The 26,794-nt window shown below is 68.3% G+C and carries 25 protein-coding genes; 10 read left to right on the top strand and 15 right to left on the bottom strand.

Translation table 11 applies throughout. The features are described 5' to 3' along the window. Positions 1-35 precede the first annotated feature (35 nt). Complete coding sequence (locus tag B7L05_RS14070) at positions 36-932, top strand: MipA/OmpV family protein (protein WP_256926748.1); 897 nt, start codon at positions 36-38, stop codon at positions 930-932. A gap of 45 nt (positions 933-977) precedes the next feature. Here the strand turns inward: B7L05_RS14070 and B7L05_RS14065 are convergent, their stop codons facing one another. The 7 genes from B7L05_RS14065 to B7L05_RS14035 all read right to left on the bottom strand — a co-directional run bounded on the left by B7L05_RS14065 (position 978) and on the right by B7L05_RS14035 (position 10,403). Beyond that, positions 978-1,559: an ABC-type transport auxiliary lipoprotein family protein gene (locus B7L05_RS14065; protein ID WP_085810915.1), complete on the bottom strand. Its 582-nt coding sequence runs from the start codon at positions 1,557-1,559 to the stop codon at positions 978-980. A gap of 1 nt (position 1,560) precedes the next feature. Beyond that, complete coding sequence (locus tag B7L05_RS14060) at positions 1,561-2,523, bottom strand: MlaD family protein (protein WP_085810914.1); 963 nt, start codon at positions 2,521-2,523, stop codon at positions 1,561-1,563. After that, positions 2,523-3,422, bottom strand: a complete 900-nt coding sequence (locus B7L05_RS14055) for an ABC transporter ATP-binding protein (protein WP_085810913.1) — start codon at positions 3,420-3,422, stop codon at positions 2,523-2,525. The genes B7L05_RS14060 and B7L05_RS14055 overlap by 1 nt, the downstream gene beginning before the upstream one ends. Then, a complete protein-coding gene (locus B7L05_RS14050; protein WP_085810912.1) occupies positions 3,413-4,510 on the bottom strand; it encodes an ABC transporter permease in 1,098 nt (365 codons plus the stop codon). The genes B7L05_RS14055 and B7L05_RS14050 overlap by 10 nt, the downstream gene beginning before the upstream one ends. Before the next feature lie 99 nt (positions 4,511-4,609). Further along, entirely contained in the window at positions 4,610-5,875 is a 1,266-nt protein-coding gene (locus B7L05_RS14045; protein WP_256926747.1) for a DUF445 domain-containing protein, read from the bottom strand. Positions 5,876-5,932: 57 nt separating this feature from the next. Continuing rightward, positions 5,933-9,202 (bottom strand): efflux RND transporter permease subunit, encoded by a 3,270-nt coding sequence (locus B7L05_RS14040; protein ID WP_085810911.1) that lies wholly within the window; start codon positions 9,200-9,202, stop codon positions 5,933-5,935. Between the two features lie 4 nt (positions 9,203-9,206). Further along, positions 9,207-10,403, bottom strand: coding sequence for an efflux RND transporter periplasmic adaptor subunit (locus B7L05_RS14035; protein ID WP_085810910.1), 1,197 nt, complete (start codon positions 10,401-10,403; stop codon positions 9,207-9,209). Between the two features lie 212 nt (positions 10,404-10,615). Between B7L05_RS14035 and B7L05_RS14030 the strand changes: the two genes are divergently transcribed. Next, the gene (locus tag B7L05_RS14030; protein ID WP_085810909.1) at positions 10,616-11,347 is read left to right on the top strand and encodes an SIMPL domain-containing protein; all 732 of its coding nucleotides are present in this window, start codon (positions 10,616-10,618) and stop codon (positions 11,345-11,347) included. A 62-nt stretch (positions 11,348-11,409) separates the two neighbouring features. Here the strand turns inward: B7L05_RS14030 and B7L05_RS14025 are convergent, their stop codons facing one another. The 3 genes from B7L05_RS14025 to B7L05_RS14015 all read right to left on the bottom strand — a co-directional run bounded on the left by B7L05_RS14025 (position 11,410) and on the right by B7L05_RS14015 (position 12,387). After that, on the bottom strand, positions 11,410-11,667 hold the full coding sequence (locus tag B7L05_RS14025) for a GlsB/YeaQ/YmgE family stress response membrane protein (RefSeq protein ID WP_085810908.1): 258 nt from the start codon (positions 11,665-11,667) through the stop codon (positions 11,410-11,412). A 90-nt stretch (positions 11,668-11,757) separates the two neighbouring features. Then, positions 11,758-12,057, bottom strand: coding sequence for a DUF1153 domain-containing protein (locus B7L05_RS14020; protein WP_085810907.1), 300 nt, complete (start codon positions 12,055-12,057; stop codon positions 11,758-11,760). A 102-nt stretch (positions 12,058-12,159) separates the two neighbouring features. Continuing rightward, positions 12,160-12,387, bottom strand: coding sequence for a hypothetical protein (locus tag B7L05_RS14015; RefSeq protein ID WP_085810906.1), 228 nt, complete (start codon positions 12,385-12,387; stop codon positions 12,160-12,162). 166 nt (positions 12,388-12,553) lie between these two features. Between B7L05_RS14015 and mnmA the strand changes: the two genes are divergently transcribed. Both mnmA and B7L05_RS14005 read left to right on the top strand, forming a co-directional pair. After that, positions 12,554-13,657, top strand: a complete 1,104-nt coding sequence (gene mnmA, locus B7L05_RS14010) for a tRNA 2-thiouridine(34) synthase MnmA (protein ID WP_085810953.1) — start codon at positions 12,554-12,556, stop codon at positions 13,655-13,657. After that, the gene (locus tag B7L05_RS14005; protein ID WP_085810905.1) at positions 13,654-13,917 is read left to right on the top strand and encodes a UvrB/UvrC motif-containing protein; all 264 of its coding nucleotides are present in this window, start codon (positions 13,654-13,656) and stop codon (positions 13,915-13,917) included. Before mnmA ends, B7L05_RS14005 begins: the two co-directional genes overlap by 4 nt. A 61-nt stretch (positions 13,918-13,978) precedes the next feature. On the opposite strand, the gene B7L05_RS14000 is transcribed toward B7L05_RS14005, so the two are convergent. The 3 genes from B7L05_RS14000 to pdxH all read right to left on the bottom strand — a co-directional run bounded on the left by B7L05_RS14000 (position 13,979) and on the right by pdxH (position 16,418). Continuing rightward, entirely contained in the window at positions 13,979-14,773 is a 795-nt protein-coding gene (locus B7L05_RS14000; protein WP_085810904.1) for a PhzF family phenazine biosynthesis protein, read from the bottom strand. 113 nt (positions 14,774-14,886) lie between these two features. Then, positions 14,887-15,834, bottom strand: a complete 948-nt coding sequence (locus tag B7L05_RS13995; protein ID WP_085810903.1) for a cation diffusion facilitator family transporter — start codon at positions 15,832-15,834, stop codon at positions 14,887-14,889. Beyond that, positions 15,831-16,418: a pyridoxamine 5'-phosphate oxidase gene (pdxH, locus tag B7L05_RS13990; RefSeq protein ID WP_085810902.1), complete on the bottom strand. Its 588-nt coding sequence runs from the start codon at positions 16,416-16,418 to the stop codon at positions 15,831-15,833. Before pdxH ends, B7L05_RS13995 begins: the two co-directional genes overlap by 4 nt. Before the next feature lie 86 nt (positions 16,419-16,504). Between pdxH and B7L05_RS13985 the strand changes: the two genes are divergently transcribed. From B7L05_RS13985 to B7L05_RS13975, 3 genes are all read left to right on the top strand, one after another. After that, a complete protein-coding gene (locus B7L05_RS13985) occupies positions 16,505-17,425 on the top strand; it encodes a Ku protein (RefSeq protein WP_085810901.1) in 921 nt (306 codons plus the stop codon). 13 nt (positions 17,426-17,438) lie between these two features. Continuing rightward, on the top strand, positions 17,439-19,943 hold the full coding sequence (gene ligD / locus B7L05_RS13980; protein ID WP_085810900.1) for a DNA ligase D: 2,505 nt from the start codon (positions 17,439-17,441) through the stop codon (positions 19,941-19,943). Between the two features lie 117 nt (positions 19,944-20,060). Continuing rightward, positions 20,061-20,753, top strand: a complete 693-nt coding sequence (locus tag B7L05_RS13975) for a DUF4197 domain-containing protein (RefSeq protein ID WP_085810899.1) — start codon at positions 20,061-20,063, stop codon at positions 20,751-20,753. Between the two features lie 21 nt (positions 20,754-20,774). Here the strand turns inward: B7L05_RS13975 and B7L05_RS13970 are convergent, their stop codons facing one another. Beyond that, positions 20,775-21,878 (bottom strand): NAD(P)-dependent alcohol dehydrogenase, encoded by a 1,104-nt coding sequence (locus tag B7L05_RS13970; protein ID WP_085810952.1) that lies wholly within the window; start codon positions 21,876-21,878, stop codon positions 20,775-20,777. Between the two features lie 141 nt (positions 21,879-22,019). Here B7L05_RS13970 and B7L05_RS17505 point away from each other — a divergent pair, with 141 nt between their 5' ends. After that, complete coding sequence (locus B7L05_RS17505; RefSeq protein WP_179187229.1) at positions 22,020-22,163, top strand: hypothetical protein; 144 nt, start codon at positions 22,020-22,022, stop codon at positions 22,161-22,163. A gap of 33 nt (positions 22,164-22,196) precedes the next feature. Here the strand turns inward: B7L05_RS17505 and B7L05_RS13965 are convergent, their stop codons facing one another. Continuing rightward, positions 22,197-23,411, bottom strand: a complete 1,215-nt coding sequence (locus tag B7L05_RS13965; protein ID WP_256926746.1) for a DUF1624 domain-containing protein — start codon at positions 23,409-23,411, stop codon at positions 22,197-22,199. Positions 23,412-23,911: 500 nt separating this feature from the next. Here B7L05_RS13965 and B7L05_RS13955 point away from each other — a divergent pair, with 500 nt between their 5' ends. Both B7L05_RS13955 and B7L05_RS13950 read left to right on the top strand, forming a co-directional pair. Continuing rightward, entirely contained in the window at positions 23,912-25,774 is a 1,863-nt protein-coding gene (locus B7L05_RS13955; protein ID WP_256926745.1) for a DUF885 family protein, read from the top strand. 131 nt (positions 25,775-25,905) lie between these two features. Next, the gene (locus tag B7L05_RS13950; RefSeq protein ID WP_085810897.1) at positions 25,906-26,793 is read left to right on the top strand and encodes an AraC family transcriptional regulator; all 888 of its coding nucleotides are present in this window, start codon (positions 25,906-25,908) and stop codon (positions 26,791-26,793) included. Position 26,794: the final 1 nt, after the last annotated feature.

Raw genomic sequence — 26,794 nt, 5'->3', positions numbered from 1 at the left:
GGTTTGCGTCCCTTGTAAGAAGGGGACAATTTCTCGTGATCGCCAGGAATCTGCTCATCGGCGCGGCCGTCGCTGCCGCGCTGCCGACCGCCGTCGTCGCTCAGGATGCGCCGCCCGCCGAAGCCGCATCGGCGCCCGCGCCCAGTGACGCGCCCAACGCGATGGCGGATTTCGGTCGCGACACGATCACGCTCGGGCTCGGGCTCGCCTATTTGCCCGATTACGAAGGGTCGAACGACTATCGCTTCGCGCCCGGGCCGGCGGCGATCGGCACGATCGGCGGGATCAGCTTCTCGGTGCTGGGCAGCCGCGCCAGCGCCGATCTCATCCCCAGCCCCGGCGGCCCGTCGTGGGATGTCCAGCTCGGCCCCGTTGCGGCGATCAATTTCATGCGCAGCAACCGTCAGAGCATCGAGGACGCGCGCGTTCGCCGGCTGGGCGAGCGCGATACGTCGATCGAGCTCGGCGGCTATGCCGGCATCGGCAAGACCGGCGTCATCACCAGTCAGTATGACAAATTGTCGGTCTCGGTCAGCTATCGCCACGACGTTAGCGGCGTGCATCGCAGCGGCATCTGGCAGCCGACCGTCAATTACTTCACGCCATTGAGCGAGAAATCCGCGGTCGCGCTGTTCGCCTCGGCCGAGCGGGTCGGGACCAAATACGTCCAGACCTATTTCTACGTCCCGGTCGGCCAGTCGGCGATCAGCGGCCTGCCCACCTACACCACCGGCCGCGGCGGATGGAAGAACTGGACCGTTGGCGCGCTCGGCACCTATTCGCTCACCGGCAACCTGCTGCGCGGCTTCAAGCTCGTCGCCGGCGGGACCTATCGCCGCATGATCAACGACGTTGCCGACAGCCCGCTCGTCCGCATCGCCGGATCGCGCACGCAGTGGCTCGGCGCGGTCGGCGTCGCCTTTACTTTCTGATGGGGTGCGCGCGTCGGGTCCGTCCCGGCGCGCGCCGTCACTGCCTCAACGGCCGACCCAGTCGGCGACCTCGCCGGCGACCTGATTGGCCGCCTGGTTGAGCGCGACGCCGACCGGCCCCGCCTCGATTGCCGACACCGGCACACGCGCCTCGAAGCGGCGCTTCTCCAGCGCCCCCCCCTCGTCGCGCACCAGCGCCGCGTCGTACGTCACCACCGCGCTCGACGCCGCGGCATCGACGCCGAACATCCGCAATTCGCCCGCCAGCCGCGCGCCCGGATCGGCGAGCGATTGCGCGCCCGACAGCACCACCCGCCCGGTCCGCGCCGCCACCGTGTCCGACAGGACGCGCGCGAACTGCCGCGCCGGCGGCTCGATCCACTGCGCATCCTTGACGTAGGCGATGTCGGTCGCCGTCGCCTGCACCGGCACGCGGTTGTTGGCGAGCGCCTGCGGCACGCTGGGCACCTGAACGGTGATCGTGCGCGCCCCGGCCGAGGACTGCGCCTGACCGACGGGCACCTGCTGCGCCGCCGTCAGGCTCAGCAGCGTATCCGGCGTCTTCCCGCCGAAGCTCAGGCAGCCGGCGAGCGGCAAAGCGGCAAGGCCGATCAGAAGCTTCTTCATATCACTTGCCCTTATAGTCCGGCAGCTTCTGCTGGCCGATCAGCGAACTTGCCCCCTGACGGTCGACCTTCTCCGCCACCGAGGCGAGCGATTGCGACATCTGGCGCAGGTCGAGCACCAGCTGGTTGATTTCGGGCACGGTCCGCTTGGAGAAGGTCTGCAGGCCCGGCCGCGCATCCTGGATCGCGCCGTTGAGCGTGTCGGCGCTCTGCTTGGCCGAGCGGATCGTCTCGTTGAGGTTGGCCATCGCCGGCTTCACATCCTCTGCGAGGACGCCGTTGGTGGTTGCCGCCAGCGCGCCGATCTGCTCCGCCGCGGTGCCGGCCTGCTGGATCGCGACCCGCGTTTGCGCCAGCGTCGCGGCGATCTCGGGCCCGCGATCGGCGAGCGCGTTGGTCAGCCGGTTGGTGTTCTCCAGGATCCCGGCGATCGACGCCTGGTTGCGGTCGGTCAATAGCCCGGTCAGCCGTTCGGTCAGCGTTGACAGCCGCTCGAGCAGCTGCGGCGCGGAATTGAGGATCGCACCGATGCCGCCCGTCTTGGTCGGGATCACCGGCACGCCGTACGGGCACTGGCTCGCCATGTCGTTTTCCGGGCACACGATCGGCGGCGCGCCCTTGCGCGCACCGTCGAGGCTGATCGTGCTCGTGCCGGTGAAGCTGCCCTGCACCGTCGCCGCCGTGCCCTGCAGGATCGGCGTCTCGTTATTGACACTGATGCGGACGCGGACGAACTGCGGATCGTTGCGCCACAGCTGGATCGATTTGACTTGGCCCGACGGCACACCCGAATAGGTGACCGACGAACCCTTCGCCAAACCGTCGACCGACTGTTTGAAGAAGATGTCATATTCCTTCTCGGTCGACCCGCCGAGCCGCGCGATCCACACCGTGAACAGCGCAAGCACCGCCAGCAGGATCAGCACGACGGCCCCGACAAGGACGTGGTTGGAACGGGTTTCCATCAATCTGCCCCTGAGATCTGGCGAGTGTCGTCATTGCGCGCGCCCGGCGCACCGGCCTGCGTAGTCTGTTGTGCGGACGCGTGCTCCTGAGCGTGCGCCTGCTCCTGTGCTTCCTGGGTCGCCACCGCGGCGCGCCCGCGCGGTCCGCGAAAATATTCCTGGATCCAGGGATGATCGAGCGCGAGCAGCTCGTCGATCGTGCCCACCGCGATGACGCGCTTGTCGGCGAGCACCGCCACCCGGTCGCAAATCGCGTACAGCGTATCGAGATCATGCGTGATCAGGAACACCGTCAGCCCCAGCGTCTTCTGCAGCGACTTGGTGAGATCGTCGAACGCCGCCGCGCCGATCGGATCGAGCCCGGCGGTCGGCTCGTCGAGGAACAGCAGTTCGGGATCGAGCGCGAGCGCGCGCGCCAGCCCTGCACGCTTCTTCATCCCGCCGGAGAGTTCGGCGGGATATTTGGGCCCCGCGTCGGCGGGCAGGCCTGTCATCATGACCTTGTACGACGCGATCTCGTCGAGCAGCGCCAGATCGAGCTGCGGATAGAATTCGCGCAGCGGCACCTGCACGTTCTCCGCCACCGTCAGCGTCGAGAACAAGGCACCGCCCTGGAACAGCACGCCCCAGCGCTTGCGGATCTCGACCGCCTCCGTCTCCTCGCGACCGAGCGTCGGCTCGCCGAACACCGTCACTTCGCCCGCGACGGGGCTCTGCAACCCGATGATCGACCGCATCAGCACCGACTTGCCCGTGCCCGAGCCGCCGACGACGCCCAGGATCTCACCGCGCCGCACGTCGAGATCGAGGTTCTCGTGCACCACCTGATCGCCGAAGGCGTTCTTCAGCCCGCGCACCTCGATGATGTTGTCGCCTGTCGCCGCCGGCATCAGATCCATCCGATCCGCTCGAAAAATACCGCGAAAATCGCGTCGAGCACGATGACGAGGAAGATCGCCTGCACCACCGCAGAGGTCGTCCGCGTGCCGACCTGCTCGGCATCGCCCTCCACCTGCATCCCCTGGAAGCAGCCGGCGACCGCGATGATCGCGCCGAACACCGGCGCCTTGATCAGCCCGACGTAAAGATCGGTGATCGGCACCACCTCGCGCAGCCGCGCGATATAGGTGACGGGCGGGATCTCGAGCTGCCACCAGCACAGCAGCCCGCCGCCGATGATCGCGATCAGCGAGGAATAGAAGCCGAGCAGCGGCATCAGCACCACCGCCGCGATCGTGCGCGGCAGCACCAGCGCCTCCATCGGCGAGACGCCGATCGTGCGCATCGCATCGATTTCCTCGGTCAGCTTCATCGTGCCGAGCTGCGCCGCGAACGACGATCCCGATCGGCCCGCGACCATGATCGCGGTCATTAGCACTCCGAGCTCGCGTAGCGTGATCCGCCCGATGAGGTTGATCGTGAATACCTCCGCACCGAACTGGCGCAGCTGCACCGCGCCCTGCTGCGCGATGACGATACCGATCAGGAAGCTCATCAACCCGACGATGCCGAGCGCCGAGACGCCGACCACCTCGAACCGCTGCACCGTCGCGTTGAAGCGGAAGCGACGCGGGTGGCGGATGACGTTGAAGAACGCGATCACCGTCGCACCAAGGAAGCCGAGCAGCCCGAGCAACGTCCGCCCGGCGATTGCCACCGCCTCGCCGATCTCGCCCAGCACGCGGGTGAACGGGCTGATCGGGGCTTTGCGCATCGGGGCCGCCTGATCGGCGCGCTGCACTTGTTCCAGCAAGTGCTGCTGTTCGGGCTTCAGCCCCTCAATCGCCGCATTGGTGCGCTTGGCAAAGCGGTGCACGATCCACGCCCCGATCGTATCGATCCGGTCGATCCCCGACAGGTCGATCGCCGACACGCTGCCGGTGTGCGCGTCGAGCCTGGTCGGCAAGTCACCGATCTGCGCCAGCGACAGGTCGCCGGAAAAGCGCAACCGTCCCCCGTCGTCGCTGAAGTCGGCCAATGCGCCCATTCCCCCGCCTCTAGCGGGAAGTACCGCTAGCCGACAAGATGAACGTGCAGTGCGACGGGATGTTGCACGCTCAATCCGCGATCGTACGCCAATGTGCCGTTACAGAACGACGTCGACCGCGTGGATGCCGAGCCCGACAAGCCCGCCGACGAGCGTGCCGTTGATGCGGATGAACTGCAGGTCCTTGCCCACCGCATGTTCCAGCCGTTGCGTGATCGTCTGCGCGTCCCACCCCCGCACCGTCTCGGAGACAAGGCCGACGATCACGTCGCCGTAATCCGCCGCCGCGCCCACCGCGACGCGGCGCGCAAAGCGGTTGATCGTGGTGCGCAGCCGCGCGTCGCGTTCGAGCGTCTGGCCCAGCTGGCGCAGCATCTCGCCCAGCTTGCCCGCGAGCAGCCGTTCGGGATCGCGCGCGGCGCGCAGCATCGCATGGCGCGCCTGCTCCCAAAGCCCGTTGATCCACTGCTGCATCGCCGGATTCTCGAGTAGCGACAGCTTCAGTGTCTCGACGCGCGCGCGCATCTCTGGGTTGTGCTGCAGGTCGTGCGCCAGTCCCGCCAGCGCCTCCTCCACCTTCGCGCGCATCGGATGCGCCGGCTGCTCGGCGACTTCGGCGAGCATCTTGTCGAGCCCGTCGATGATCTTGTTGGCCAGCGTCTCGTCGAGCCCGGTCCAGCGCAGGATCGCACCGGCACGATCGTGCACCATCGCGCGCACGATCGAATCGTTCGATTCGAGTACGGTGCGCGCCCAGCGGAGTGCGCCGTCGATCACCGGCTGGTGGCGGTTCTCCGTCATCGCCGCCTCCAGCGCGCGGCCGAGCAGCGGCGAAAGCTCGATCGTGCGCACCTGTGTTACCATCGCCCCGCGCACCATGCCGCCCAGCCGCTCCTGATCGAGCGCCTGGAGTACCTCGACCGACAGGCGCGAGGCGCCGCGCGTCACGCGCTTGCTGCCTGCGGTCGGGTTGGCGAGCCAGCGGCCGGCGGCGCTGGCGAGATCCATCCGCCGCATGCGCCGCGCGACGACGACGGGGATCAGGAAATAGTCGCGCAGGAATTGCGCCAGCTGGTCGCCGATCCGGTCCTTGTTGCGCGGGATGATCGCGGTGTGCGGAATCGGCAGTCCCATCGGATGGCGGAACAGCGCGGTCACCGCAAACCAGTCCGCCAGCCCGCCCACCATCGCCGCTTCGGCGAAGGCGCGCACGAAGCCCCATGCCGGATGCAGCGGCTGGAGACCGCGCGCGACGAGGAACGTCACCGCCATCGCGACGAGCATGCCGGTCGCGACGAGCCGCATGCGCACCAGCCCGGCGGGCGGGCGTGTCGACGAAGGGCGCCGTAGCGCGGGCGGCATCATGCGCGCATCAATCCGCGACGCGCGCGATGGTTCACGTGCCGGCCGGGCGGCGCGCGCTCACTCCGCCGGTGCCTCGCCCTCGTGATAGCCGATCCGGCCGTGCGGCGCGGGCAGCGGCCCGCCTCCCGGCTTGTGATCGATCACCGCGCTGCCGTCGTCGCCGGGGCGATAGGTCAGCAGCTTGCGGCCGAGCCACGGGCCGATCCGTCGCTCGGTGCCGATCGCGAGGCTGAACGATGCCGGCACGATGACGAGCGTCAGCACCGTCGACACGATCAGCCCGCCGATCACCACGATGCCCATCGGCGCGCGCCACGCGCCGTCGCCGGTCAGCGCCAGCGCGGTCGGCACCATGCCTGCGACCATCGCCACCGTCGTCATCACGATCGGCTGCGCGCGCTTGTGGCCGGCGTCCACGATCGCCTCGTAGATCGGCACGCCGCTGTTCATCTCCTCCAGCGCGAAGTCGATCAGCAGGATCGAATTCTTTGCAACGATGCCGAGCAGCATCAGCAGCCCGATGAACACCGGCATCGACAAGGGATTGCCGGTGATCATCAGCGCGATCACGCCGCCCAGCGGCGCGAGCAGCAGCGAGCCCATGTTGACGAGCGGCGGCAGCAGCCGGCGGTACAGCAGCACCAGCACCGAGAAGACGAGGAACACGCCCGCGATTACCGCGAAGACGAAGTTGATCAGCATCTCCATCTGCCACTTCGCCTGGCCGACGCTCATCTTCTGCACGCCGATCGGCAGGTCCTTCATGATCGGCAGCGCGTTCACCTGCTGCATCGCATTCGACAGGACGAGGCCGGGCGCGAGATCCGCGCCGATCGTCAGCTGGCGCTGCTGATTGAGCCGGTTGATCTTGGTCGGGCCCGAGCCGAAGCCGATGTCGGCGACGACCGACAGCGGCACCGATCCGCCGTTCTGCGTCTGCACCGGCAAGTTGCGGATCGTCGCCATGCGCGATCGCGATGCCTGTTCGAGCGCCACGCGAATCGGGATCTGGCGATCGTTGAGCGAGAAGCGCGCGCTGTTCTGGTCGATATCGCCCAGCGTCGCGATGCGGATCGCACTCGACAGCGCGCTCGTCGTCACGCCGAGGTCGGCAGCGAGATCGAGCCGCGGCCTGATGACGATTTCGGGCCGGTTGAGGTCGCCCGCAATGCGCGGCGCAAGGAAGCCGGGGATCTTCGCCATGTCGGCGACGATCTTGTCGGCGGTCTGGCGCAGCAGCACGGGATCGTCGCCACCTAGCGTCACCGAAACGTCGCGATTGTTGTCGCCCCAGCCGAACTGCGACTGGAAGTTGACGCGCGCGTCGGGGATCTTGGCGAGCTCGGGCGCCAGCGCGCGCTCGAACTCGGTCGATGTCTTGGCGCGCGCGCTACCCTCGTCGTCGCCGCTGAAGAACGCGGCGATGCGGCTGCCGAACGAGGGCTTGTCCCTGAACTGCACCGTGACGCGCCCGTTGCCGACGCCCGCGCGGGTATAGACCGTCTCCGACTCGGGCTGCTTGCGCAGCAGCTCGTACACGCGGTCCACCGTCGCCTGCGTCTGCGCCAGCGTCGTGCCCGGCGCCATCGTGATCGTCACGGTGGAGCGTTCCTGGTCGGTCGACGGCTGGAACTGCATCGGCAGGCTCGCGAAGCCGAGCACCGTCAGCACGAAGGCGATGCCGCCGATCCCCATCGTCCAGATGCGGTGATCGCGCAGATAGCCCGTCAGGCGATGGATCCCGCCCTTCGCGCGGATCGCCATCGACCGGCCGGGCTCGAGCGTCCAGCGCAGCACCGCCATGTAGATGTCCATCAGCCGCCCCTCGCCATGCGATTCGGGGCCGGCGGATTTCAGGAAATAGGCCGCGATCATCGGCGTGATGAGACGCGCGACGGCAAGGCTCATGAGCACCGCGACGACCACGGTCAGGCCGAAATTCTTGAAGAACTGCCCCGACACGCCCGGCATCAGCCCGACCGGCAGGAACACCGCGACGATCGCCATCGTCGTCGCCAGCACGGCGAGGCCGATCTCGTCGGCGGCATCGATCGACGCCTGATAGGCCGATTTGCCCATCCGCATGTGGCGCACGATATTCTCGATTTCGACGATCGCGTCGTCGACCAGCACGCCCGCGACGAGGCTGAGCGCCAGCAGCGTCATGCTGTTGAGCGAGAAGCCCATCATGTCCATGAAGAAGAACGCCGGGATCGCCGACAGCGGGATCGCCAGCGCGGAGATGATTGTCGCGCGCCAGTCGCGCAGGAACAGGAACACGATGAACACCGCGAGCACCGCGCCCTCGATCATCGCGTGGATCGCGCTCTTATACTGCTCCATCGCATATTCGGAGCCGTTGATGCGCAGCTGGAAGCGCACCTTGGGATTGCGCTTCTCGAGCTCCTCGAGCTTCTTCGCGGCCTCCTTGAAGACGGTGACTTCGGAATAGCCCTTGGCGCGCTTGAAGTCGAAGCTCAGCACCGGCAGCCCGTTGACGCCGGCCGCTGTGCGCTGCTCGGCGTAGAGGTCGCGCACCGTCGCGACGTCGCTCAGCTTCACCGTGCGCCCGTTGCCGATCGCGATCTGCGTCTGTCCCAGGTCATAGGCGTTGCGCGCGTTGCCGAGCACGCGGACCGATTGTTCGGCGCCCGCGATCTCCGCGCGCCCGCCCGCGGCGTTGAGGTTTACCTGCCGCAGCTGCGTGTTGATCTGCGTCGCGGTGAGGCCGTACGCGGCGAGCTTCGCCGGATCGAGGATCACGCGGATCTCGCGATCGACCCCGCCGTTGCGCTCCACCGAGCCCATGCCTTCAACCGAAAGCAGCTCCTTGGTCACCGTATTGTCGATGTACCAGCTCAGCTGCTCGATCGTCATGTCGGTGCCGATCACCGAATAGCTGCCGAGATCGCCGTCGTTGATCTTCACGCGGCTGATCTGCGGCTCGAGGATGCCTTCGGGCAGGTTCGAGCGGATCTGCGTCACCGCGTCGCGCACTTCGTTGACCGCGCGGTCCACCGGCGTGCCGATGTCGAGCTGGATCAGCGTCTCGGAACTGCCCTCGCTGACGAACGACTGGATCTCGTCGACGCCCTCGATCGTGCGCACCGCCGCCTCGACGCGCTGCGTCACCTGCGTCTCGAGCTCGCTCGGCGCGGCGCCGGGCTGCGAGATTTCGACCGCGACCGCCGGGAAATCGATGTCCGGCTCGCGGTTGATGTCCATGCGGATGAAGCTGACGATGCCTGCAACCGTCAGGATGACGAACAGGACGATCGACGGCACCGGATTGCGTATCGACCAGGCCGAGATGTTGCGGAAACCCATCGCGTCACACTCCGCTGTTGGTCGTCGGCTGACGCTTGGTCAGCACCGGCGCGATCTTCTGCCCCGGGTTGAGGAACGCGCCGGCCGAGACGACGACGCGCTCGCTGCCGTCCAGCCCGTCGGCGATCGCCACCGACGTGTCGTTCACCGTGCCCAGCCGCACGTCGCGCCGCCGCACGACATTGCCCTTGTCGGCGACATAGACGAAATTGCCCTTGTCGTCGCTCATGATCGCCGATTGCGGCAGTTCGGGCACGTTGGCCGTCCCCCCGACGATCACTGCCGAGGCGAAACCGCCCGGCCGCAGCGCGGCATCGTAGCCGAGCGCGATGCGCGCAATGCCTTGGCGGGTCGTGGGATCGATCACCGGTGACACCTGCCACACCTGGCCGTCGAACGATCGCGTGTCGCCCACCGGAGTCACGCGCGCGCGCGCGCCGGGGCGCAGCGTGACGAGATCGCTTTCCGCAAGCTGCGCGCGCAGCTCCATCTCGCCGCCCTTGGCCATGCGGAACAGCGTGCCCGATGCCGAACTGATGATCTGCCCCGGCTCCACCTGGCGCGTCAGCACCAGCCCAGCGGCTGGCGCGCGGATGTCGAGCCGGCCGTTGCGCGCGCGCTGCTCTGACGCGGACGCCGTCGCCACCTTGACGCGTGCCGCCGCCGCGTCGCGCGTCGCGATCCGGCGCTGCACGTCGGCTTGGCTGATGAAGCCGCGCCCGACGAGCTGCTGCGCGCGATCGAGCTCGGACTGCGCGAGCGTCAGGTCGGCGCGCGCCACGTTGACCTGCGCGGCGAGGCTCGCCGCGGTCTGCGTCTGCACCGACCGATCGACCGTGGCGAGCACCTGCCCCGCCCCGACCCACTGGCCTGGTTCGACGAGCACGCGCGTCACCATGCCGCCCTCGCCTGCGACGCCGACCGGCATCTCGCGGCGCGCGGCGAGCGTGCCGTTGGCGCTGATCGCCCGGTCCACCGCGGCACGACCCGGCACCACCACGGTGACGCTGGGCGCCTGATCCGCCGCCGATCCCTTGGGCGCCGGCGCGTCCCCGCGCGAGAAGAACCACGCCGCCGCGGCGATCACGAGCACGGCCACCAGCGCTACGATCAGCCACCGCCGGCGCCGCCGCGCGGCGCCCGACTCCGGCCCCTCGAGCATCAGGGTCTCGCCCTCAAGGTTGCCGGCTTCGTAGTTCATGCCCCTCACATCCCGTTTCGATCCGCCATCGCAGGATCGTCCGCCAGTCATACTAGCTGTATTATCGAAATATATCACCCGGCTCAAGCGCCGGATTGCCCCGCCGGCGCGATGGCAGAAAAATCGGTTTGCCTCAATATTCCTTCCGTTCAGCTTGCGTTCGCCGCGGCGCGGCCACAGCGACTGCACCGATCCAACGGGAGATTAATTGCATGCGTTACCATTTCGCCACAGCCGCGCTGCTCGCGCTCGCCGCCGCCGCGAGCCCGGCCGCGGCGCAGCCACTCGAGACTACGCCGATCCTACCCGACGCGACCGTGCTCGACGTGGTGGCGACGGGCCGGACGATGCGCACGCCCGACGTCGCGACGCTGCGCGCCGGGGTGGTGACGCAGTCGCCGACCGCCGCCGCGGCGCTGGCGGAGAATGCACAGCGGATGGACCGGGTAATCGCGGCGCTGCGCGCTGCCGGCATCGCCGCGCGCGACATCGCCACTGCCAACGTCGGGCTGCAGCCGCAATATCGCTACACCGACAATCAGCCGCCGGTGATCACCGGCTATCAGGCGACTAATACCGTTGCGGTCAAGTTCCGTGACGTGGCCAAGAGTGGCGCGGCGCTCGACGCGCTCGTTAAGGCAGGCGCGAACCAGATCGACGGGCCGCAGATGGCGGTCGATCAGCCCGAGGCGGCGCTCGACGCGGCGCGGTCGGATGCGGTGAAGCGCGCCCGCGCTCGTGCGGAACTCTACGCCCAAGCCGCGGGGCTGCGCGTCGACCGCATCGCGGCGATCGACGAGGCGGGTGAGAACCGCGGCGATAGCCCTCGCCCGCCGATGGTGCAGTTCGCCCGCGCCGAGATGGCGAGCGACGCTGCGACGCGGGTGATGCCTGGCGAGACGGAGATCAGCGCCACCGTCCGCGTGCGCTTCATCCTGCGCTAGAATCAAGAACGGCCGCCCGATTGCTCGGGCGGCCGTCTATCAAGCCGTAGTGGCGGTGCGACTTAGCGCACGCTGCCGCGACGGAAAAGGTTGACGATGCCGAGCAGCACAACCGCGCCGAGCAGCGACACCAGGAACGACGTCAGCGTCAGCGGGGCGTTGTTGATCGACCCGCCCGAGATGATCAGGCCGCCGATGAACGCGCCGATCACGCCGACGACGATGTTCAGGAAGATGCCCTGCTGCGCATCGGTGCGCATGATGATGCTCGCCAGCCAGCCGATCACACCGCCGACAATCAACCAGAGAATGATACCCATAACTAATTCCCCTACGTTAACCGCCCGCACGGTGGGGCGCTGGGGAAAAGACTCTTGGGCGCGAATGTTGTTCCGCTGCCGTAATGCGAATCAGAACTTCTGCTGCCGCTCGTACAAGGACTTATAGTGCTGGATGCGCGTCACGCGCAGCCCCGGCATGCCCGATCGATCGATCGCGCGCTGCCACCCGGCGAATTCCTCGACCGTCAATCCGTAGCGCTGGCACACCTCGTCCACCGTCAGCAGCCCGCCGTTCACCGCGGCGACCACCTCGGCCTTGCGCCGTACCACCCAACGCGTCGTCGACGGTGGCGGCAGGCTATCCAGCGTCAGCGGCTCGCCGAGCGGGCCGATGACACGTGCCGGACGGATTTTCTGGTTCTCGATCATTCCTAAACCTCGGTTCGGGGCGGGGGCCCCTTCGCCAACACGTGAGCCTTCTGTAATCTGGGCGCTTGAAGGCTCGCTAAAGGGTATGGGTAAACAGCGCGTTCATTCGTCCTTCCATCGTACCATCGCCGCCGCCACCGGACCGTTGAACGCCCCGTCGACGGGCGCGAAAAGCGCCGAATCGAGCCGCACGCGCGCCGACCGGGCGTAGATCGTCGCGGTCGGCGATGCCGCCTGCCGCGCCGTCATCTCCACCATCAGCACCGCAAGATCCGTCGGCAGCGTGACGAGCGGCGTCGTGCGGTCGAAACGAAAAAAGCTCAGATCCACGCGACGCTGATTTCCTGTGCAATTCCACGGCGATCTCCCGTCTAGGCGGGCGAGGTGAACGCGCGGTAAAGCCGGGGCTCGCGCCTGCTTGATGAAGATCGCACGCCGCACGGCGCCGTTCCCTCACTAGCCCCGAGGGATAGCCCGCCCTAGATAAACGCCCGTGATCGAACCGGGTGATTTCCAGCTTGCGGGCGGCCAGCGCCCGCGCCGCATCGTCGTCGCCATGTCGGGCGGGGTCGACAGTTCGGTCGTCGCGGCGCTCGCCGCGGCGAGCGGCGCAGAAACGATCGGCGTCACGCTCCAGCTCTACGATCACGGCGAGGCGACGGCGCGGCCGGGCGCATGCTGTGCCGGGCGCGACATCCGGGACGCGCGCGCGGTGTGCGACCGGCTCGGCATCGCGCACTATGTGTTCGATCACGAATCGAGCTTCCGCACGCAGGTGGTCGATCGCTTCGCCGACGAATATCTCGCTGGGCGCACGCCGATTCCCTGTGTCCAGTGCAACATGGGGCCAAAGTTCACCGATCTTTTCGCGCTGGCGCGCGATCTCGGCGCCGATTGCCTCGCCACCGGCCATTATGTCCGCCGCATCGTCGCCGCCTCCGGTCCGGAGCTACACCGCGCGATCGATCCCGCGCGCGACCAGAGCTACTTCCTGTTTGCCACCACCGCCGCGCAGCTCGATTTCCTGCGTTTTCCGCTTGGTGCGCTGCCCAAAGCGCGGGTGCGCGAGCTCGCGGCCGAGGCAGGGCTCGGCATCGCCGCCAAGCCCGACAGCCAGGACATCTGCTTCGTGCCGGACGGCGACTATGCCGGGCTGGTCAAGAAGCTGCGACCCGAGGCGGGGGCGGGTGGCGACATCGTCGATCTCGCCGGCCGCACGCTCGGGCAGCACGCCGGGATCATCCACTACACCGTCGGCCAGCGCCGCGGGCTCGAGATCGGCGGCCAGCCCGAGCCGCTCTACGTCGTCCGGCTCGAGCCGGAGGCACGCCGCGTCGTCGTCGGCCCGCGCGCCGCGCTCGCGGTCGGCGCCGCGACGCTCGCCGACATGAACGTGCTCGGTCCGCTTGATCGCCCGCTCAGCGCCAAGGTGCGCTCGATGGCGAAGCCGGTCCCCGCGCGCTTCGACGGTGACCGGCTGATCTTCGATGCGCCCGAATATGGCGTATCGCCAGGGCAGGCGGCGGTGCTCTACGATGGCGACCGCGTACTCGGCGGCGGCTGGATCGCGGCGACCGAACCCGCGCTGGTCGCGGCATGACCGCAGAGGAATTGCAGCGCGCGATGGATGCCGCCGCCGCGGCGCTCGACTTCGAGGCGGCGGGGAAGCTGCGCGACCGGCTCGCGATCCTGCGCCAGACCGGCGAGGACCCGGGCGACGTCGCCGGCCTGTCGCGCCAGCAGCCCGGCGCAATGGGGCTCGGCACAAGCCAGGCGCGCGTTACCCCGCCCGATGGCTGGATCAAGCCGCGCAAGCCCGATCCGATGACGCGCGGTCGCAACAACCGCCGCGGTGACTAGGTTGCACGCTGTGCCGCGCCGTCCGGCCGGCGCCGCCCCAAGGCAGCAGGCCAGTGCAGGATCACGGCAGTAGGAACGTCCCCTCGATCACCGTCACGCACGATCCCGTCAGCATCACCCGCTCGCCATCGAGCCGGCAGCCGACACGGCCGCCGCGCGCGCTCGCCTGATAGGCGGAGAATTTGTCGCGCTCCAGCACCTCGGCCCAATAGGGCACCATCACCGCGTGCGCAGAGCCCGTCACCGGATCCTCGGAGATATCGAAATAGTCGGTGAAGACGCGGCTGACGATGTCCGCCGTCTCGCCACGCGCCGCGACGATCAGCACATACGGGCCCAGCGCCTTTACCGCGCGCCCGTCGGGCGCCGCGGCGCGCACCGCCGCTTCGTCGTCGACGATCACCAGCGCATAGCCCTTGTCGTGCCACAGCGTCTCGCGCGCCTCGACGCCGAGCGCCGCGACGATCGTGTCGAGCGGCTTCGGGGTCGGCCGCCACGCCGGCAGCGCCATCTCGTACCCCGCGCCGCGCCGCCCGACCTCAAGCACCCCCGCCTGCCGCGTCGCGAAGCGCACCGTCTCGCGCGTCGTGTCCGCCGACAGCACGAAATGCCCGCTCGCCAGCGTCGCATGGCCGCACAGCGCGACCTCAGCCGCCGGGGTGAACCAGCGCAGGTCGAAATCCGCCGCGCCGCTCGTCGCGGGCACGATGAACGCGGTTTCCGACAGGTTGTTCTCCTGCGCGATCTTCTGCAGCGTCGCATCGTCGAGCCACTGCGACAGCGGCATCACCGCGGCCGGATTGCCGGTGAAGGCAGCATCGGCGAACGCATCGATCTGCGCGAACGGAATTCTCATGGTCGCTGCTCTTGCCCTTCTCGCGTCACACGCGCTTGCCGAACCCCCGGCGCGTCACACGCGCTTGCCGAACCCCCAGGCGCGTTACACGCGCTTACCAAACCCCAAGCGCGTTACACGCGCTTACCAAACCAATGCGGCGTCACGTCGGCTTCCACCAGCGGGTTGTCGGTATCGACGTGTCCTTCGGGATCGAGGTGGATCAGCACCTCGACGCGCGGGAACACGTCGCGCAGCCGCCGCTCGACGCTCTCGACGATGTCGTGCGCCGCGCCCACCGTCAGCTGACGGTCGACCTCCATGTGGAATTGCGCGAAATCGTGGCTTCCCGCGCGCCGCGTGCGGAAATCGTGGATGCCGCGGATGCCCGGCTGGCGCGCGGCGATCTCGATGAACGCGGCGCGCTGGTCCTCGGGCCACTCCTTGTCCATCAGCATGTCGATCGCCTGGCTCGACGCGCTGAACGCACCCCATGCGAGCCACAGCGCGATGGCGATGCCGAACACCGGATCAGCGCCCGACAGCCCCGCCATCTGATCGAGCACCAGCGCCGCGATCACCGCGCAGTTGAGCAGCACGTCCGACTGGTAGTGGACGTTGTCGGCGAGGATTGCGACCGATCCGGTCTTGCGGATGATGCTGCGCTGATAGGCGAGCAGGCCGAAGGTCGCGACGATCGCCAGCAGCGACACGCCGATCCCCAGCGACGCATCCTCGTTGACCTGCGGGTTGGAGAAGCGCTCCACCGCGCGCCACGCGATGCCGATCGCCGACGCGGTGATCAGCACCACCTGGAACAGCGCGGCGAGCGCCTCCGCCTTGCCGTGGCCGAAGCGGTGATCGTGGTCCGCCGGCTCGGCCGCGAGCTTGACGCCGTAGAGCGTGACGAGACTGGCGAGCAGATCGAGCCCGGTATCGGCGAGCGAGCCGAGCATCGCGACCGATCCGGTGTGCCACGCGGCAAAGCCTTTCAGCGCCAGCAGAAAGGTCGCCATCGCGACGCTGGCGAGCGCCGCGCGCATCGCGAGCGGGATGATCCGGCGGCGTTCCTCGCGCGTCATGGGTAGAGCAGCCCTTCGGTCCAGTCGCCGTCCGCACCATCTGCGCGAACGAACAAGCGCCGCTCATGTAGGCGATGTGCGCGATCCTGCCAGAATTCGATCTGCTGCGGCATCACGCGATAGCCGCCCCAATGCGGCGGACGCGGCACGTCGCCGCCCTCGAAACGGAACTTCATCGCCTCGAACCGCCCCTCGAAGATCGATCGCGCGGCAAGCGGTCGCGATTGCTCCGACGCCCAGGCGCCGAGCTGCGAATCGCGCCCGCGCGTCGCGAAATAGGCGTCGCTCTCCGTATCGCTGACCCGCGTCACCGCGCCCTCGATACGGATCTGCCGGCGCTGCGATTTCCAGTGGAAGAGAAGGGCGACATTGGCGTTGGCGCGCAGGTCCTGCGCCTTGCGGCTCTCGCGGTTGGTGTAGAACACGAAGCCGTCGGGCCCGTGCCCCTTCAGCAGCACCATGCGTACCGACGGACGCCCGTCGCCATCGACGGTGGCCAGCGCCATCGCATTGGGATCGTTGGGCTCGCTCTCGCGTGCCTCGGCGAACCAGGTGTCGAACAGGGAAAAGGGATCGTCGGCCATCGCATCGCCTTAGCAGGGGTTAAGCCGCGGAACGACTCCCGCGGCGAGGGATTGAATCGGCTCCGCAACGACGAAGGTCCCCGCCCATGCCCGCGCGCGCTTATTGGCAAGGCCAGATCCGGCTGGCGCTGGTATCAATCCCGGTGGAAATCTACTCGGCGACCAAATCGGGCGCCGCGGTCTCGTTCCGCCAGATCCACGAGCCGACCGGCCAGCCGATCCACTACGAAAAGGTCGCCGACGGTGTCGGCCCGGTCGATCCCGAGGATATCATGAAGGGCTTCCAGATCGAGAAGGGCGAATATGTCCTCCTCGAACAGGACGAGATCGATTCGGTGAAGCTCGAATCGAAGAAGACACTCGAACTCACCCAGTTCGTCGACGCGCACGAGATCGACGTCCTCTACTACGAGAAGCCCTATTTCGTCGTGCCGGCGGACGATCTCGCGGAAGAAGCGTTCATCGTCCTGCGCGAGGCATTGCGGCGCACCAAGAAGGTCGGGCTCGGCCAGCTCGCGATGCGCGGGCGCGAATATGTCGTCAGCCTGAAGCCGTGCGGGCGCGGCATGGTGCTCGAGACGCTGCGCTACGCCGACGAGGTCAACCGCGCGCAGAGCTATTTCCGCGAGATCCCCGATGCGAAGCCCGACGACGATCTGCTCGAGCTTGCCGAGGCGCTGATCGAGAAGAAGAGCGCGGCGTTCGATCCGCAGGAATTCCACGATCGCTACGTCGACGCGCTGAAGGATCTGATCGAGCGCAAGCGCAAGCAAAAGTCGAACCGCAAGATCATCGACGAGAAAGACGACGGCGGCGGCCGTTCGGGATCGAACGTCGTCGATCTGATGGCCGCACTCAAGAAATCGATGGAGAAGAGCGGCGGCAGCGCGCCGGCCAAGGCCGCCCCGGCGAAGAAGGCGCCTGCGAAGAAGCCCGCCGCCGCCAAGCCGCGCGCGGCGAGCACGAAGAAACCCGCGGCGAAGCCCGCCGCGCGCAAACGCGCCTGATCGCACGCCTGCGATGTCCACCGATCCGCTCGCCCCGTACAACGCCAAGCGCGATTTCACCAAGACGGCTGAGCCCGCCGGCACCCTCGCGCCGGGGCACGGCAACAGCTTTATCGTCCAGAAGCACGATGCGACCCGCCTCCACTGGGATTTCCGATTGGAGCTCGACGGCGTCTTGAAGAGCTGGGCCGTCACGCGCGGGCCGAGCCTCGATCCCAACGAGAAGCGCCTTGCGGTGCGAACCGAGGATCACCCGCTGAGCTATGCCAGCTTCGAAGGCACGATCCCTGCTGGCGAATATGGCGGCGGCACGGTGATGCTGTGGGATCGCGGTACCTGGTCCGTCATCAAGGGCAAGTCGCCGAAGGATCTGGAAAAGGGCCACCTCCACTTCGTTCTCGATGGCGAGCGGATGAAGGGCGAGTGGCTGCTCATCCGCTTGAAGCCGCGCGGCAAGGAGAAGCGCGAGAACTGGCTGCTGCGCAAGATCGACGACGCGCACGCCGGGGGCACCGACACGTTGGTCGAGACCGCGCTGACCAGCGTCGATACCGGGCGCACGATGCTGGAGATCGCGGAGAACAAGAAGCCCGCGGCCAAGCCCAAGCGCGCGGCCGGGAAAGCGCGCGCGCCTGCCGCGAAGCCGAGCGCCGCGAAGCACAAATCTGCGAAACCCGCGGGCAAGCGCGCCGCGCCCCGCCCGCCCGCCTTTACCGAACCGCAATTGTGCACGCTGGTCGATGCCGTTCCTACCGGCAGCGCGTGGCTGCACGAGGTGAAGTACGACGGCTATCGCGCGCTGATCGCGATCGGCGGCGGCACGGCAAAGGTCTACACCCGCAGCGGGCTCGACTGGACCGACAAGTTCGCAGCGATCGCCGAGGCTGCCGCGGCGCTTGACGTCGACAGCGCGCTGATCGACGGCGAGATCGTCGCCTTCAAGGACGGCCGCCCCGATTTTTCGACGCTGAAGGACGCGATCTCGACCGGCGGCGACATGACCTTCTTCGCCTTCGATCTGCTCGATCTGAACGGCGAGGATCTGCGCGCCCTTCCTAATCTCACGCGTAAGGAGCGGCTGCGCGCGATCATCCCCGGCGGGGACCGCATCCAGTTCAGCGAGCATGTCGTCGGATCGGGTGAGCAACTGTTTTCGCGGATGTGCGACGAGGGGCTGGAAGGCATCGTTTCCAAGCTCGCCGAGGCGCCGTATCGTGGCGCGCGGACCAAGGCGTGGCTCAAGGTGAAGTGCACCCGCCGGCAGGAATTCGTGATCGTCGGCTGGACGCCGTCCGACAAGGCGCGCGGGTTCCGCTCGCTGCTGCTCGGCGCGCACGACGGCGGCAGCTTACGCTACGCGGGCAAGGTCGGCACCGGCTTCTCGACCGAGACGATGGCCGATCTCGCCGATCGCCTCGCCAGGCTCGAACGCAAGACGCCGACCGTCGACGTGCCGAAGAATCTGCGCAGCGCGGTGCGCGGCGCGCACTGGGTCTCGCCAAAGCTCGTTGCCGAGATCGCCTTTGCCGAAACGACGCCCGACCGCGTGCTGCGCCATTCGAGCTTCCTCGGACTGCGCGGTGACAAGGCGGCGAAGGACGTCGTCCTCGAAACGCCGCAGCCGCTCGCCGCGACACCCGCAGCCGCTGCTCCGACCAGCAGCGTCAAGGTCAGCAGCCGCGATCGCCTGCTGTTCCCCGATTCGACCGTCAGCAAGGGTGATCTCGCCGACTATTACGCCGCCGTCGCCGCGATCATGCTGCCGTGGTCGGCGCACCGTCCGATCAGCCTCGTGCGTTGCCCGCAGGGCCGCGGCAAGAAATGCTTCTTCCAGAAGCACGACGCGGGCTCGTTCGGCGATCACGTCCACCAAGTGCCCGTGCGCGAGAAGGACGGCTCGACCGAGAACTACCTCTACGTCGACGATGCCGACGGGCTCGTCGCGTGCGTGCAGATGGGAACGATCGAATTCCACGGCTGGGGTTCGCGCATCGACGCGCTGGAAAAGCCCGATCGCCTGATCTTCGATCTCGATCCCGACGAGGGGCTCGATTTCAGCGACACCAAAAAGGCCGCCGAGCACCTCAAAAACCAGCTCGCCGAACTCGGCCTTACCAGTTTCCCACTGCTGTCGGGCGGCAAGGGCGTCCACGTCGTCGTACCCCTGACGCCGCAGGCCGAATGGCCGGCGGTGAAAAGCTTTGCCGATCGCTTCGCGCGCGCGCTGGCGCAGGCGGAGCCCGATCGGTTCGTCGCGACCATGTCCAAGGCCAAGCGCACCGGCCGGATCTTCATCGACTGGCTGCGCAACCAGCGCGGCGCCACCGCGATCATGCCCTATGCCGCCCGCGCCCGCGCCGGGGCGCCGGTCGCCACCCCCGTGTCGTGGACCGAGTTGCGCGATCTCGATACCGCGGCGCGGTGGCACGTCACCGACGCGGACGAGCTGATCGGCCGCGCCACCAGCCGCGCGCTCGCCGGCTGGGGCGTCGCGGATCAGGTACTGCCCGATTTCTGACCGCCGCCGGCACCGATGTCGTCCGATCGGCAGTGAGGAAGCGCACGGCCTCACCCTCGTTCAGCCGCGGTTACGCCGACGCCTGCCAGCCGCAACGCGCAACGGAGGCGATGAACGATGAACCACCCCAGTCGTAGAGCGATCCTGGCCGGCGCGGGGCTCGCGCTGCCACTCGTCCTGCTGCCCGGCTGTGCCACCACGCTCGGCGAGGATCCGATCGTCGAGGGGCTGCGACGGCTGCTCACGCTGTCGAGCCAGCGCGCGCTCACCCGCCTCGTTGCCGACAACGGCTATCTCAACGATCCCGACGCGCGCATCACGCTGCCCGGCATGCAGGACGGGCGGTCGGGCGCGATGCTCGGCGCGCTGCTGCGCTCCGCCCCCGTCCAGCGTCAGCTGATGCTCACGATCAACCGCGCGGCGGGCGACGCGGCCGATCGTGCCGCGCCGCTGATTCTGGATTCGATCCGCTCGCTCACCTTCGCCGACGCGCTCGGTCTCGTCCGCGGCGGGCCGAGCGCGGCGACGGGCTATCTCGAACGCGCGATCGGCGATCGCATCATCGACACGATGTTCCCCGAGATCGGCGGCGCGCTGCGCCAGTTCGACGGCAATTCGATCCTCGGCCCGGTGCTCGGCGCCGCGGCGGGAATCGACATACCCGGCATCCAGCGCGTCGTGACGCGGCAAGCCGCGCGCGGGCTGTGGCGCGCGATCGGGCGCGAGGAAGCCGCGATCCGCGCTGCACCCTCTACCGCGGGCGATCCGCTGATCGCCTCGATCCTGTCAGGCAGCGGCCTGCTGCGCTGATCGTCGCACCCCGCGTTGCGGCTACGGCAGCAGCACCGCCTTCACGAAGTCGCCGCGCGCCTGCGCCGCGACCGCGGCGTTGATCTCGCTGAGCGGGAACGTCTCGACCAGCGTATTGAACGGAAAGCGGCCGGCGGCGTGATGGCGTAGCAGTTCGGGGATAAAGGTCTGCGGGTCACTGTCCCCTTCGATGATGCCGATGATGCGGTGCCCCGGCGTCATCAGCGCCGAGATGTTGACGCTGATCGCCGCATCCGCGCGCTTGGGCACGCCGACCAGCCCGATAGCCCCGTGGCTGCCGAGCGATGCCAGCCCGGCCTCGATCGCGCCGACGTTGCCGCTGGTGTCGAACACATAGTCGAGCCCGTCGGGCGTGATCGCGCGCAGCGCCTCGGCCAGTGCGCCGTCGTTTGGATCGACGGCGTGCGTCGCGCCCAGCCGCCGCGCGATGTCGCGCCGCGTGGCGATCGGCTCGACCAGCACGATCGTCGCGCATTGCTGGATCACCGCGCCCATCACCGCGGCGAGCCCGACCGGCCCGCCGCCGATGATCGCGATCGACGATCCCGCGGTCGCGGCGAGCGAGCGCATCACCCCGCCCGCGCCGGTCTGGAATCCGCAGCCGAGCGGCCCGAGCAGTTCGACCGGCACGTCGGTCTCCACCTTCACCACGTTGCGCGCGCGCGTGATCGTGTGGCCGGCGAACGAGGATTGCCCGAAGAAGTGCGACGATATGTCTTCGCCGCCCTTCGCGAACGCCTTCGATCCGTCCTCCAGCCGCATTCCGGCATAGTTGAGCGGGGGAAAGGTGCGGCAGTAGCTCGGCAGCCCCTCGTCGCAGCGCGGGCAGTGGCCGCAGCTTGAAAAGCCGAGCACCACCTTGTCGCCGACCGCGACGCCCTCTACCCCTTCGCCGATCGCCGCGATCGTCCCCGCGCCCTCATGGCCGAGGACGGCGGGCAGCGGATAGGGCGCGAACTGGTCGCGGAAGATGAGATCGGTGTGGCACACGCCGACGCCGGCGATCCGCACCAGCACCTCGCCCGCGCGCGGCGCGCCGACCTCGATCTCCTCGACCGAGAAGTTGCCTTCGGGAACGCGCGCAACCGCGGCAATCGTCTGCATGGCTCTCTCCTCGATCGCGTCCTGCGCGCCGGCTGCGCGCCCGATTGCGTAGCGGTCTGCCCGCCACATCACGAAAAGGCACGCGCAAAGTGGAACTTCGGTCCGCCCGATCGACTTCCCTACCACCCAAGGAGGCCGATCATGACCGAAGAGACGAAGCGCCCCAACCTCTCGACCGAGCATCAAAAGGAAGGCGACGCGCTGCGTCCGTCCGACACGCTCGACAAGGGCCAGACGTCGACCGAGAAGGAACCGCGCAAGACGTCGCTGACGAAGAACGAATAGCCGTTCTGCGCCGCGCGTTGCAGCGGGGCGTAATCAGAAGAACCGCAGCCAGCCGATGTCGCGCCGCCGCTGCTTGAGCCGCGCGAACCACGCGGTCGGCAGATAGAGTGGCACGATCAGCGCGGCATACCACAGCAGCACCCATCCGTAATCGTGCACGACGAACAAGGTGCCGTAGTTCGGACCGTAGAGCGCGAGCGCACCATGGTAGAGCAGCCGCAGCACGGTGAGGTGCAGCAGGTAGAAGAACATCGGCGCCCCGCCGAACACCGCGAGCGTGGCGACGATCGGAGACCGATCGCGCCGCTCGAACGCGGCGAGCAGCAGCGCCCCTAGTCCCAGCGTCGGCAGCAGGAACAGCAGCGAGGGCGGATATTTCGTCATCGACACGAAGCTGAGCACCGTCCGCGCCGCGCTTCCCTCCACCACATACCAAGGCGCATCGCCATAGCCGTTGACGAGGCGCAGCAGCACGAACGCCGCGATCATCGCCGCGCCCAGTACAACCAGTCGCCGCGTGCGCACCGCCCGCTCGATCCCAGCGCCGAACCACGGGCCGATGCCGTAGCCGAGCAGCATCACTCCCAGCCACGGCAGCACGGGATAGGTCGTCTTGGCGAGGAACCCGAACGGCAGGGCGATCACGTCGCGCTGGTGCATCAGCGCCCACAGCGGGAATAGCGCGTAGCCCGGCTGCAGCCGGATCGGATCGAGCAGATTGTGCCCCGCGACGATGATCGCGCCGACCGCGATAAGTGCCGTGCGCGGCAACCGGATCAGCGCGGCGAGCGCGATCATGCACACGCCCAGGCACCATATTACCTGCAGCCAGAAGGTTGGCTGCGGCACGACGCCCCAGTAGAGCGGCGACAGATAGGCAAGCTCGATCGCGATCAGCAGCAGCCCGCGCTTGATCAGAAAGTCGGCGGTCTCGCGCGGCGTATGGCTGGCGCCGTAGAGGTACGCAGCAAGCCCCGTCAGCGCGACGAAGATCGGCGCGCAGAAGCTGGCGGCGAACCGCGCGAAGCCGAGCGCGGGAAGCACGGTGCGCGCATCGACCGGATCGGGCATCGCGACGTGGAGGAACCACGTCTCGCGTAGGTGATCGAGCAGCATCAGCACCATGACGAGCCCGCGCAGCGCGTCGATGCTGGTCAGGCGAACCCGCGTCACGGCGACGCCGGCAGATGATGCGGGGGCAGGCGATGCGCCGGTCGCGACGCTTCGATCGTCAGATCCCCGTGCCACCTAAAACGCTCCTCGCGCTGCGACATGCTGCGGCGTCGGCGCTCCGGGACACGTCGGGACCGCGTCGAACGCCAACGGCGCGCCCCGCCCGCCCACCGGATCATCGACCTCGGCGCGCTCCGCTGCGCCGGGCAACAGCAGAGCCGCCATACGGGCCTTCATCGTGGCGCGCGCACGCACTGCAAACCGGCCGCCGCCAGTCATGCCGGCTCGTGCGTCGTCATGGACGCTGTCGCTCGGCAACCATTCCGCGACGTGGGAAGGCCGCCTAGCACCGCAGGGCACCCATGAGGATCGATCGGCCAAGCATCCGCTTGCTCGCACGACGATAATTGCAACACCCCAAACCTTCAGCCTTTATATGATATGTTGTTACATAACCAAGCGTGCGAGGTCACGCAATCGCGGCCATTTGCTTAATCACCATTACTCTCATGCATTTGCGGGTTCACCACCCACGACGTGCCGATTAAGGCGGGCGAAACATCGAGGGAGCGAAGATGATGAACACTGCAAGCTGGCCGCGCCTGGCATCCGCGTTGCTCCTCGTCGCACCGCTCGCCGCCACTGCCCAGACCCAAGCCGCGCCGCAGCCCAGGCCGCTCGCGCAGCCGCGTCCGGCGGTAGCAACGAGCGAGGACGCCCGCCTCTACGCCTTCCTCGATCAGCAATTCGCCGAGCAGTTGCGCCAGCAGCCGCAGCTCGCGACGCAGCTCGGCATGAAAGAGGGGCAGGACCGGCTCGACGACATCAGCGATGCCGCCGCGCTCCAGCGGCTCGAATGGCGCCGCCGCAGCGTCGCGGCGATGAAGGGGCAGTTCGACCGCGCCAAACTTTCCCCCACCGCGCAGACGAATTACGACATCTGGGCGCTCGAGCTCGACCGCGCGGAACTCGGCTATCGCTTCCGCCAGTACACCCCGCCCTTCTACTCCTTCCTCTACTCGGCGCACGCGCGGCTGCCCGATTTCCTGATCAACACGCACAACGTGCAGGATGCCGCCGACATGCGTGGCTATGTCGCGCGGCTGCGCGCTATCCCCGCGGTGCTTGACGAGGCGATCGCGCAGACGCGGCGCTCGGACGCCGCCGGCATCCGCGCGCCCAAGTTCCAGGTCGAGCGGATCATCGCGGGCAGCCGCGCGATCACCACCGGCGCGCCGTTCGACGGCACCGCACCCTCGCCGCTCCTCGCCGACGCGCAGGCGAAGATCGCCAAGCTGCGCGCCGCGAACAAGTTGACGCCGGCCGAGGCCGATGCGCTGCTCGCCGACACGCGCACCGCACTGCTCGCGCTCAAGCCAGCCTACAGCCGCGTGATCGCCTGGGCGCAGGGCGCGCTTCCAACGGCGCCGAGCGGCACGGTCGGCGCAGGCTCGCTGCCGGGCGGCGCCGCGTGGTACGCCGCCGCGTTGCAACTCAACACGACGACCGATCTCACCGCCGAGCAGATCCACCAGATCGGGCTCAAGGAAGTAACGCGGATCGAGGCGGAGCAGGACGCGCTCGCCAAGCAGGCGGGGTTCGCCGATCGCGTCGCCTATTACGCCGATCGCGAGCGCCGCAACCCGCCGGTGCCGTGGACCGACGCGCTCCGCGCCGATTACCTGCGTGATGCCAATGCCGCGATCGCGCGCAACCGAACGCTGCTGCCCAAGTTCTTCGGCCTGCTGCCCGAACATCGCATGGAAGTGGTGCGCGAGCCGTCGTTCAGTGAAGTCGCGGGCGGCGCAGCGCACGCCGCGGGGCCAAGCCCCGACGGTGCGCGGCCGGGGCGCGTCTACGTCCACCTGCTTGGCAACACGAGCGATCCGTCGCCCGACGCGATAGTCGACCTGATGTGCCACGAGGGCGTCCCCGGCCACGTGATGCAGGGCGATATCCAGGTGCGCCAGAAGGCCGGACCGCGCTTCCGCCAGGCGGCGCGCTACGTCGGATTCGGCGAGGGCTGGGCGCTCTATGCCGAGGCGCTATGCAAGGAAATGGGCGCCTTCCCCGACCTCGCGAGCGATTTCATGCGGCTCGAAGCGGAGCTGTTCCGCGCCGCGCGGCTGGTGGTCGATACAGGCATCCACGCCAAGGGCTGGAGCGAGGACAAGGCGGTCGACTATATGGTCGCCACCGGCCGCGCCTCGCCCGATCAGGCGCGCTCGGAGGTGCGCCGCTACATCACGTTGCCGGGCCAGGCGACGGGCTACAAGATCGGCATGCTCAAGATCGTCGAGCTGCGCCGCAAGGCGGAACGAGCGCTCGGCCCGAAGTTCGACATCAAGTCGTTCCACGATCTGCTGATCGGCTCGGGCTCGCTCCCGCTGTCGATCCTCGAACGCCAGGTCGACGCCTGGATCGCCGCCCGCGCGTGACCGATCGCCGCGCCGCGCCATCAGTACGCGGCGCGGTCTGTGGCCTGACACAGCCTGATCGCCGGACACCTTAGCCGGTTTCGAGGGTTCACGCCCTGCGCCGGCTTGTGCTTCGTACGCGGAACATAACCATGACGACTGGAGAGGATAGCGCCACCCCAGACACCGCCGAGTTCTGGCGGCCGGCCGCGGCGCTCGCGCCCTATATCTCGGGCTATGCGCGCTACGTGATCGGCGGCGCCCCGCGACGGCGCATCGCCGACGTCTTCTTTCCGGCGTGGACCAACCTGCGCTTCACGCTGCACGCCGAAGGCGACTGGTCGGTGCGGCTGCGGCGGCGGCGCTTCGATCCGATCCCGCCGGCGGCGCTGTTCGGGCCGTCAGGCCACGCCGGTTATGTCGATGCGCCACGCGGCACGCTGGTCGGCATCGGCGTGACGCCGCGTGGCTGGGCGCGGCTGTTCGGCGGAGACGCGTCGCTGCTCGCCGATCGGGTTGTCCCGCTGCATGATCAGATCGCCTCAGCCGCCGAGCTGCATGCGCCGTTGAGCGCGGGCGCCGCGCCCAAGCCCCTTTTCGACGATTGGCTGCTCACGCGGCTCGCACGCGCAGAGCCGGAGCAGCCCGCAATCGCCGACATCTTCGCCTGCCTCGCGGATCCGGAAGTGGATACGGCCGCGGCCTTGAGCGAGCGGACCGGGCTCAAGCCGGCGCTGCTGCTGCGCACCACGCGGCGGGCGTTCGGCTTCACCCCCAAGCTGCTGCTGCGCCGCGCGCGCTTCGTCCGCGCGCTGATGGCGGCCGAGCAGGGCGAGCGCGGCAACTGGCATGTCGCCGTGCGCGCTGCGGGCTATTGGGACCAGTCACATTTCCTGCGCGACTGCACCCTGTTCCTCGGCCAGCCGCTGGGATGTTTTCACGCCATGGAACGGCCGCTGAACCGCGCGTCGATCGCGGCACGCGCGCGCACGCTCGGCCAGCCGATGCAGTCGATGACGCCCCCCGTCACTGAGCGCTGAG

The organism is Sphingomonas sp. TZW2008, assembly GCF_002117915.1.
GTDB lineage: Bacteria > Pseudomonadota > Alphaproteobacteria > Sphingomonadales > Sphingomonadaceae > Sphingomonas.
This window is presented reverse-complemented; position numbering and strand designations above follow the sequence as displayed.

Excerpts from the sequence above, each read along its gene's own strand:
- B7L05_RS17505 (WP_179187229.1), top strand. The coding sequence starts at position 22,020 with ATGACCGAAGAGACGAAGCGCCCCAACCTCTCGACCGAGCATCAAAAG.
- B7L05_RS13975 (WP_085810899.1), top strand. The coding sequence starts at position 20,061 with ATGAACCACCCCAGTCGTAGAGCGATCCTGGCCGGCGCGGGGCTCGCG.
- pdxH (WP_085810902.1), bottom strand. The coding sequence starts at position 16,418 with ATGGCCGACGATCCCTTTTCCCTGTTCGACACCTGGTTCGCCGAGGCA.
- B7L05_RS14040 (WP_085810911.1), bottom strand. The coding sequence starts at position 9,202 with ATGGGTTTCCGCAACATCTCGGCCTGGTCGATACGCAATCCGGTGCCG.
- B7L05_RS13995 (WP_085810903.1), bottom strand. The coding sequence starts at position 15,834 with ATGACGCGCGAGGAACGCCGCCGGATCATCCCGCTCGCGATGCGCGCG.
- B7L05_RS14065 (WP_085810915.1), bottom strand. The coding sequence starts at position 1,559 with ATGAAGAAGCTTCTGATCGGCCTTGCCGCTTTGCCGCTCGCCGGCTGC.
- B7L05_RS13950 (WP_085810897.1), top strand. The coding sequence starts at position 25,906 with ATGACGACTGGAGAGGATAGCGCCACCCCAGACACCGCCGAGTTCTGG.
- ligD (WP_085810900.1), top strand. The coding sequence starts at position 17,439 with ATGTCCACCGATCCGCTCGCCCCGTACAACGCCAAGCGCGATTTCACC.
- B7L05_RS14030 (WP_085810909.1), top strand. The coding sequence starts at position 10,616 with ATGCGTTACCATTTCGCCACAGCCGCGCTGCTCGCGCTCGCCGCCGCC.
- B7L05_RS14000 (WP_085810904.1), bottom strand. The coding sequence starts at position 14,773 with ATGAGAATTCCGTTCGCGCAGATCGATGCGTTCGCCGATGCTGCCTTC.
- B7L05_RS13985 (WP_085810901.1), top strand. The coding sequence starts at position 16,505 with ATGCCCGCGCGCGCTTATTGGCAAGGCCAGATCCGGCTGGCGCTGGTA.
- B7L05_RS13970 (WP_085810952.1), bottom strand. The coding sequence starts at position 21,878 with ATGCAGACGATTGCCGCGGTTGCGCGCGTTCCCGAAGGCAACTTCTCG.
- B7L05_RS13955 (WP_256926745.1), top strand. The coding sequence starts at position 23,912 with ATGATGAACACTGCAAGCTGGCCGCGCCTGGCATCCGCGTTGCTCCTC.
- B7L05_RS14045 (WP_256926747.1), bottom strand. The coding sequence starts at position 5,875 with ATGATGCCGCCCGCGCTACGGCGCCCTTCGTCGACACGCCCGCCCGCC.
- B7L05_RS14050 (WP_085810912.1), bottom strand. The coding sequence starts at position 4,510 with ATGGGCGCATTGGCCGACTTCAGCGACGACGGGGGACGGTTGCGCTTT.
- B7L05_RS14025 (WP_085810908.1), bottom strand. The coding sequence starts at position 11,667 with ATGGGTATCATTCTCTGGTTGATTGTCGGCGGTGTGATCGGCTGGCTG.
- B7L05_RS14005 (WP_085810905.1), top strand. The coding sequence starts at position 13,654 with ATGACCGCAGAGGAATTGCAGCGCGCGATGGATGCCGCCGCCGCGGCG.
- B7L05_RS14060 (WP_085810914.1), bottom strand. The coding sequence starts at position 2,523 with ATGGAAACCCGTTCCAACCACGTCCTTGTCGGGGCCGTCGTGCTGATC.
- B7L05_RS14055 (WP_085810913.1), bottom strand. The coding sequence starts at position 3,422 with ATGGATCTGATGCCGGCGGCGACAGGCGACAACATCATCGAGGTGCGC.
- B7L05_RS14020 (WP_085810907.1), bottom strand. The coding sequence starts at position 12,057 with ATGATCGAGAACCAGAAAATCCGTCCGGCACGTGTCATCGGCCCGCTC.
- B7L05_RS14035 (WP_085810910.1), bottom strand. The coding sequence starts at position 10,403 with ATGAACTACGAAGCCGGCAACCTTGAGGGCGAGACCCTGATGCTCGAG.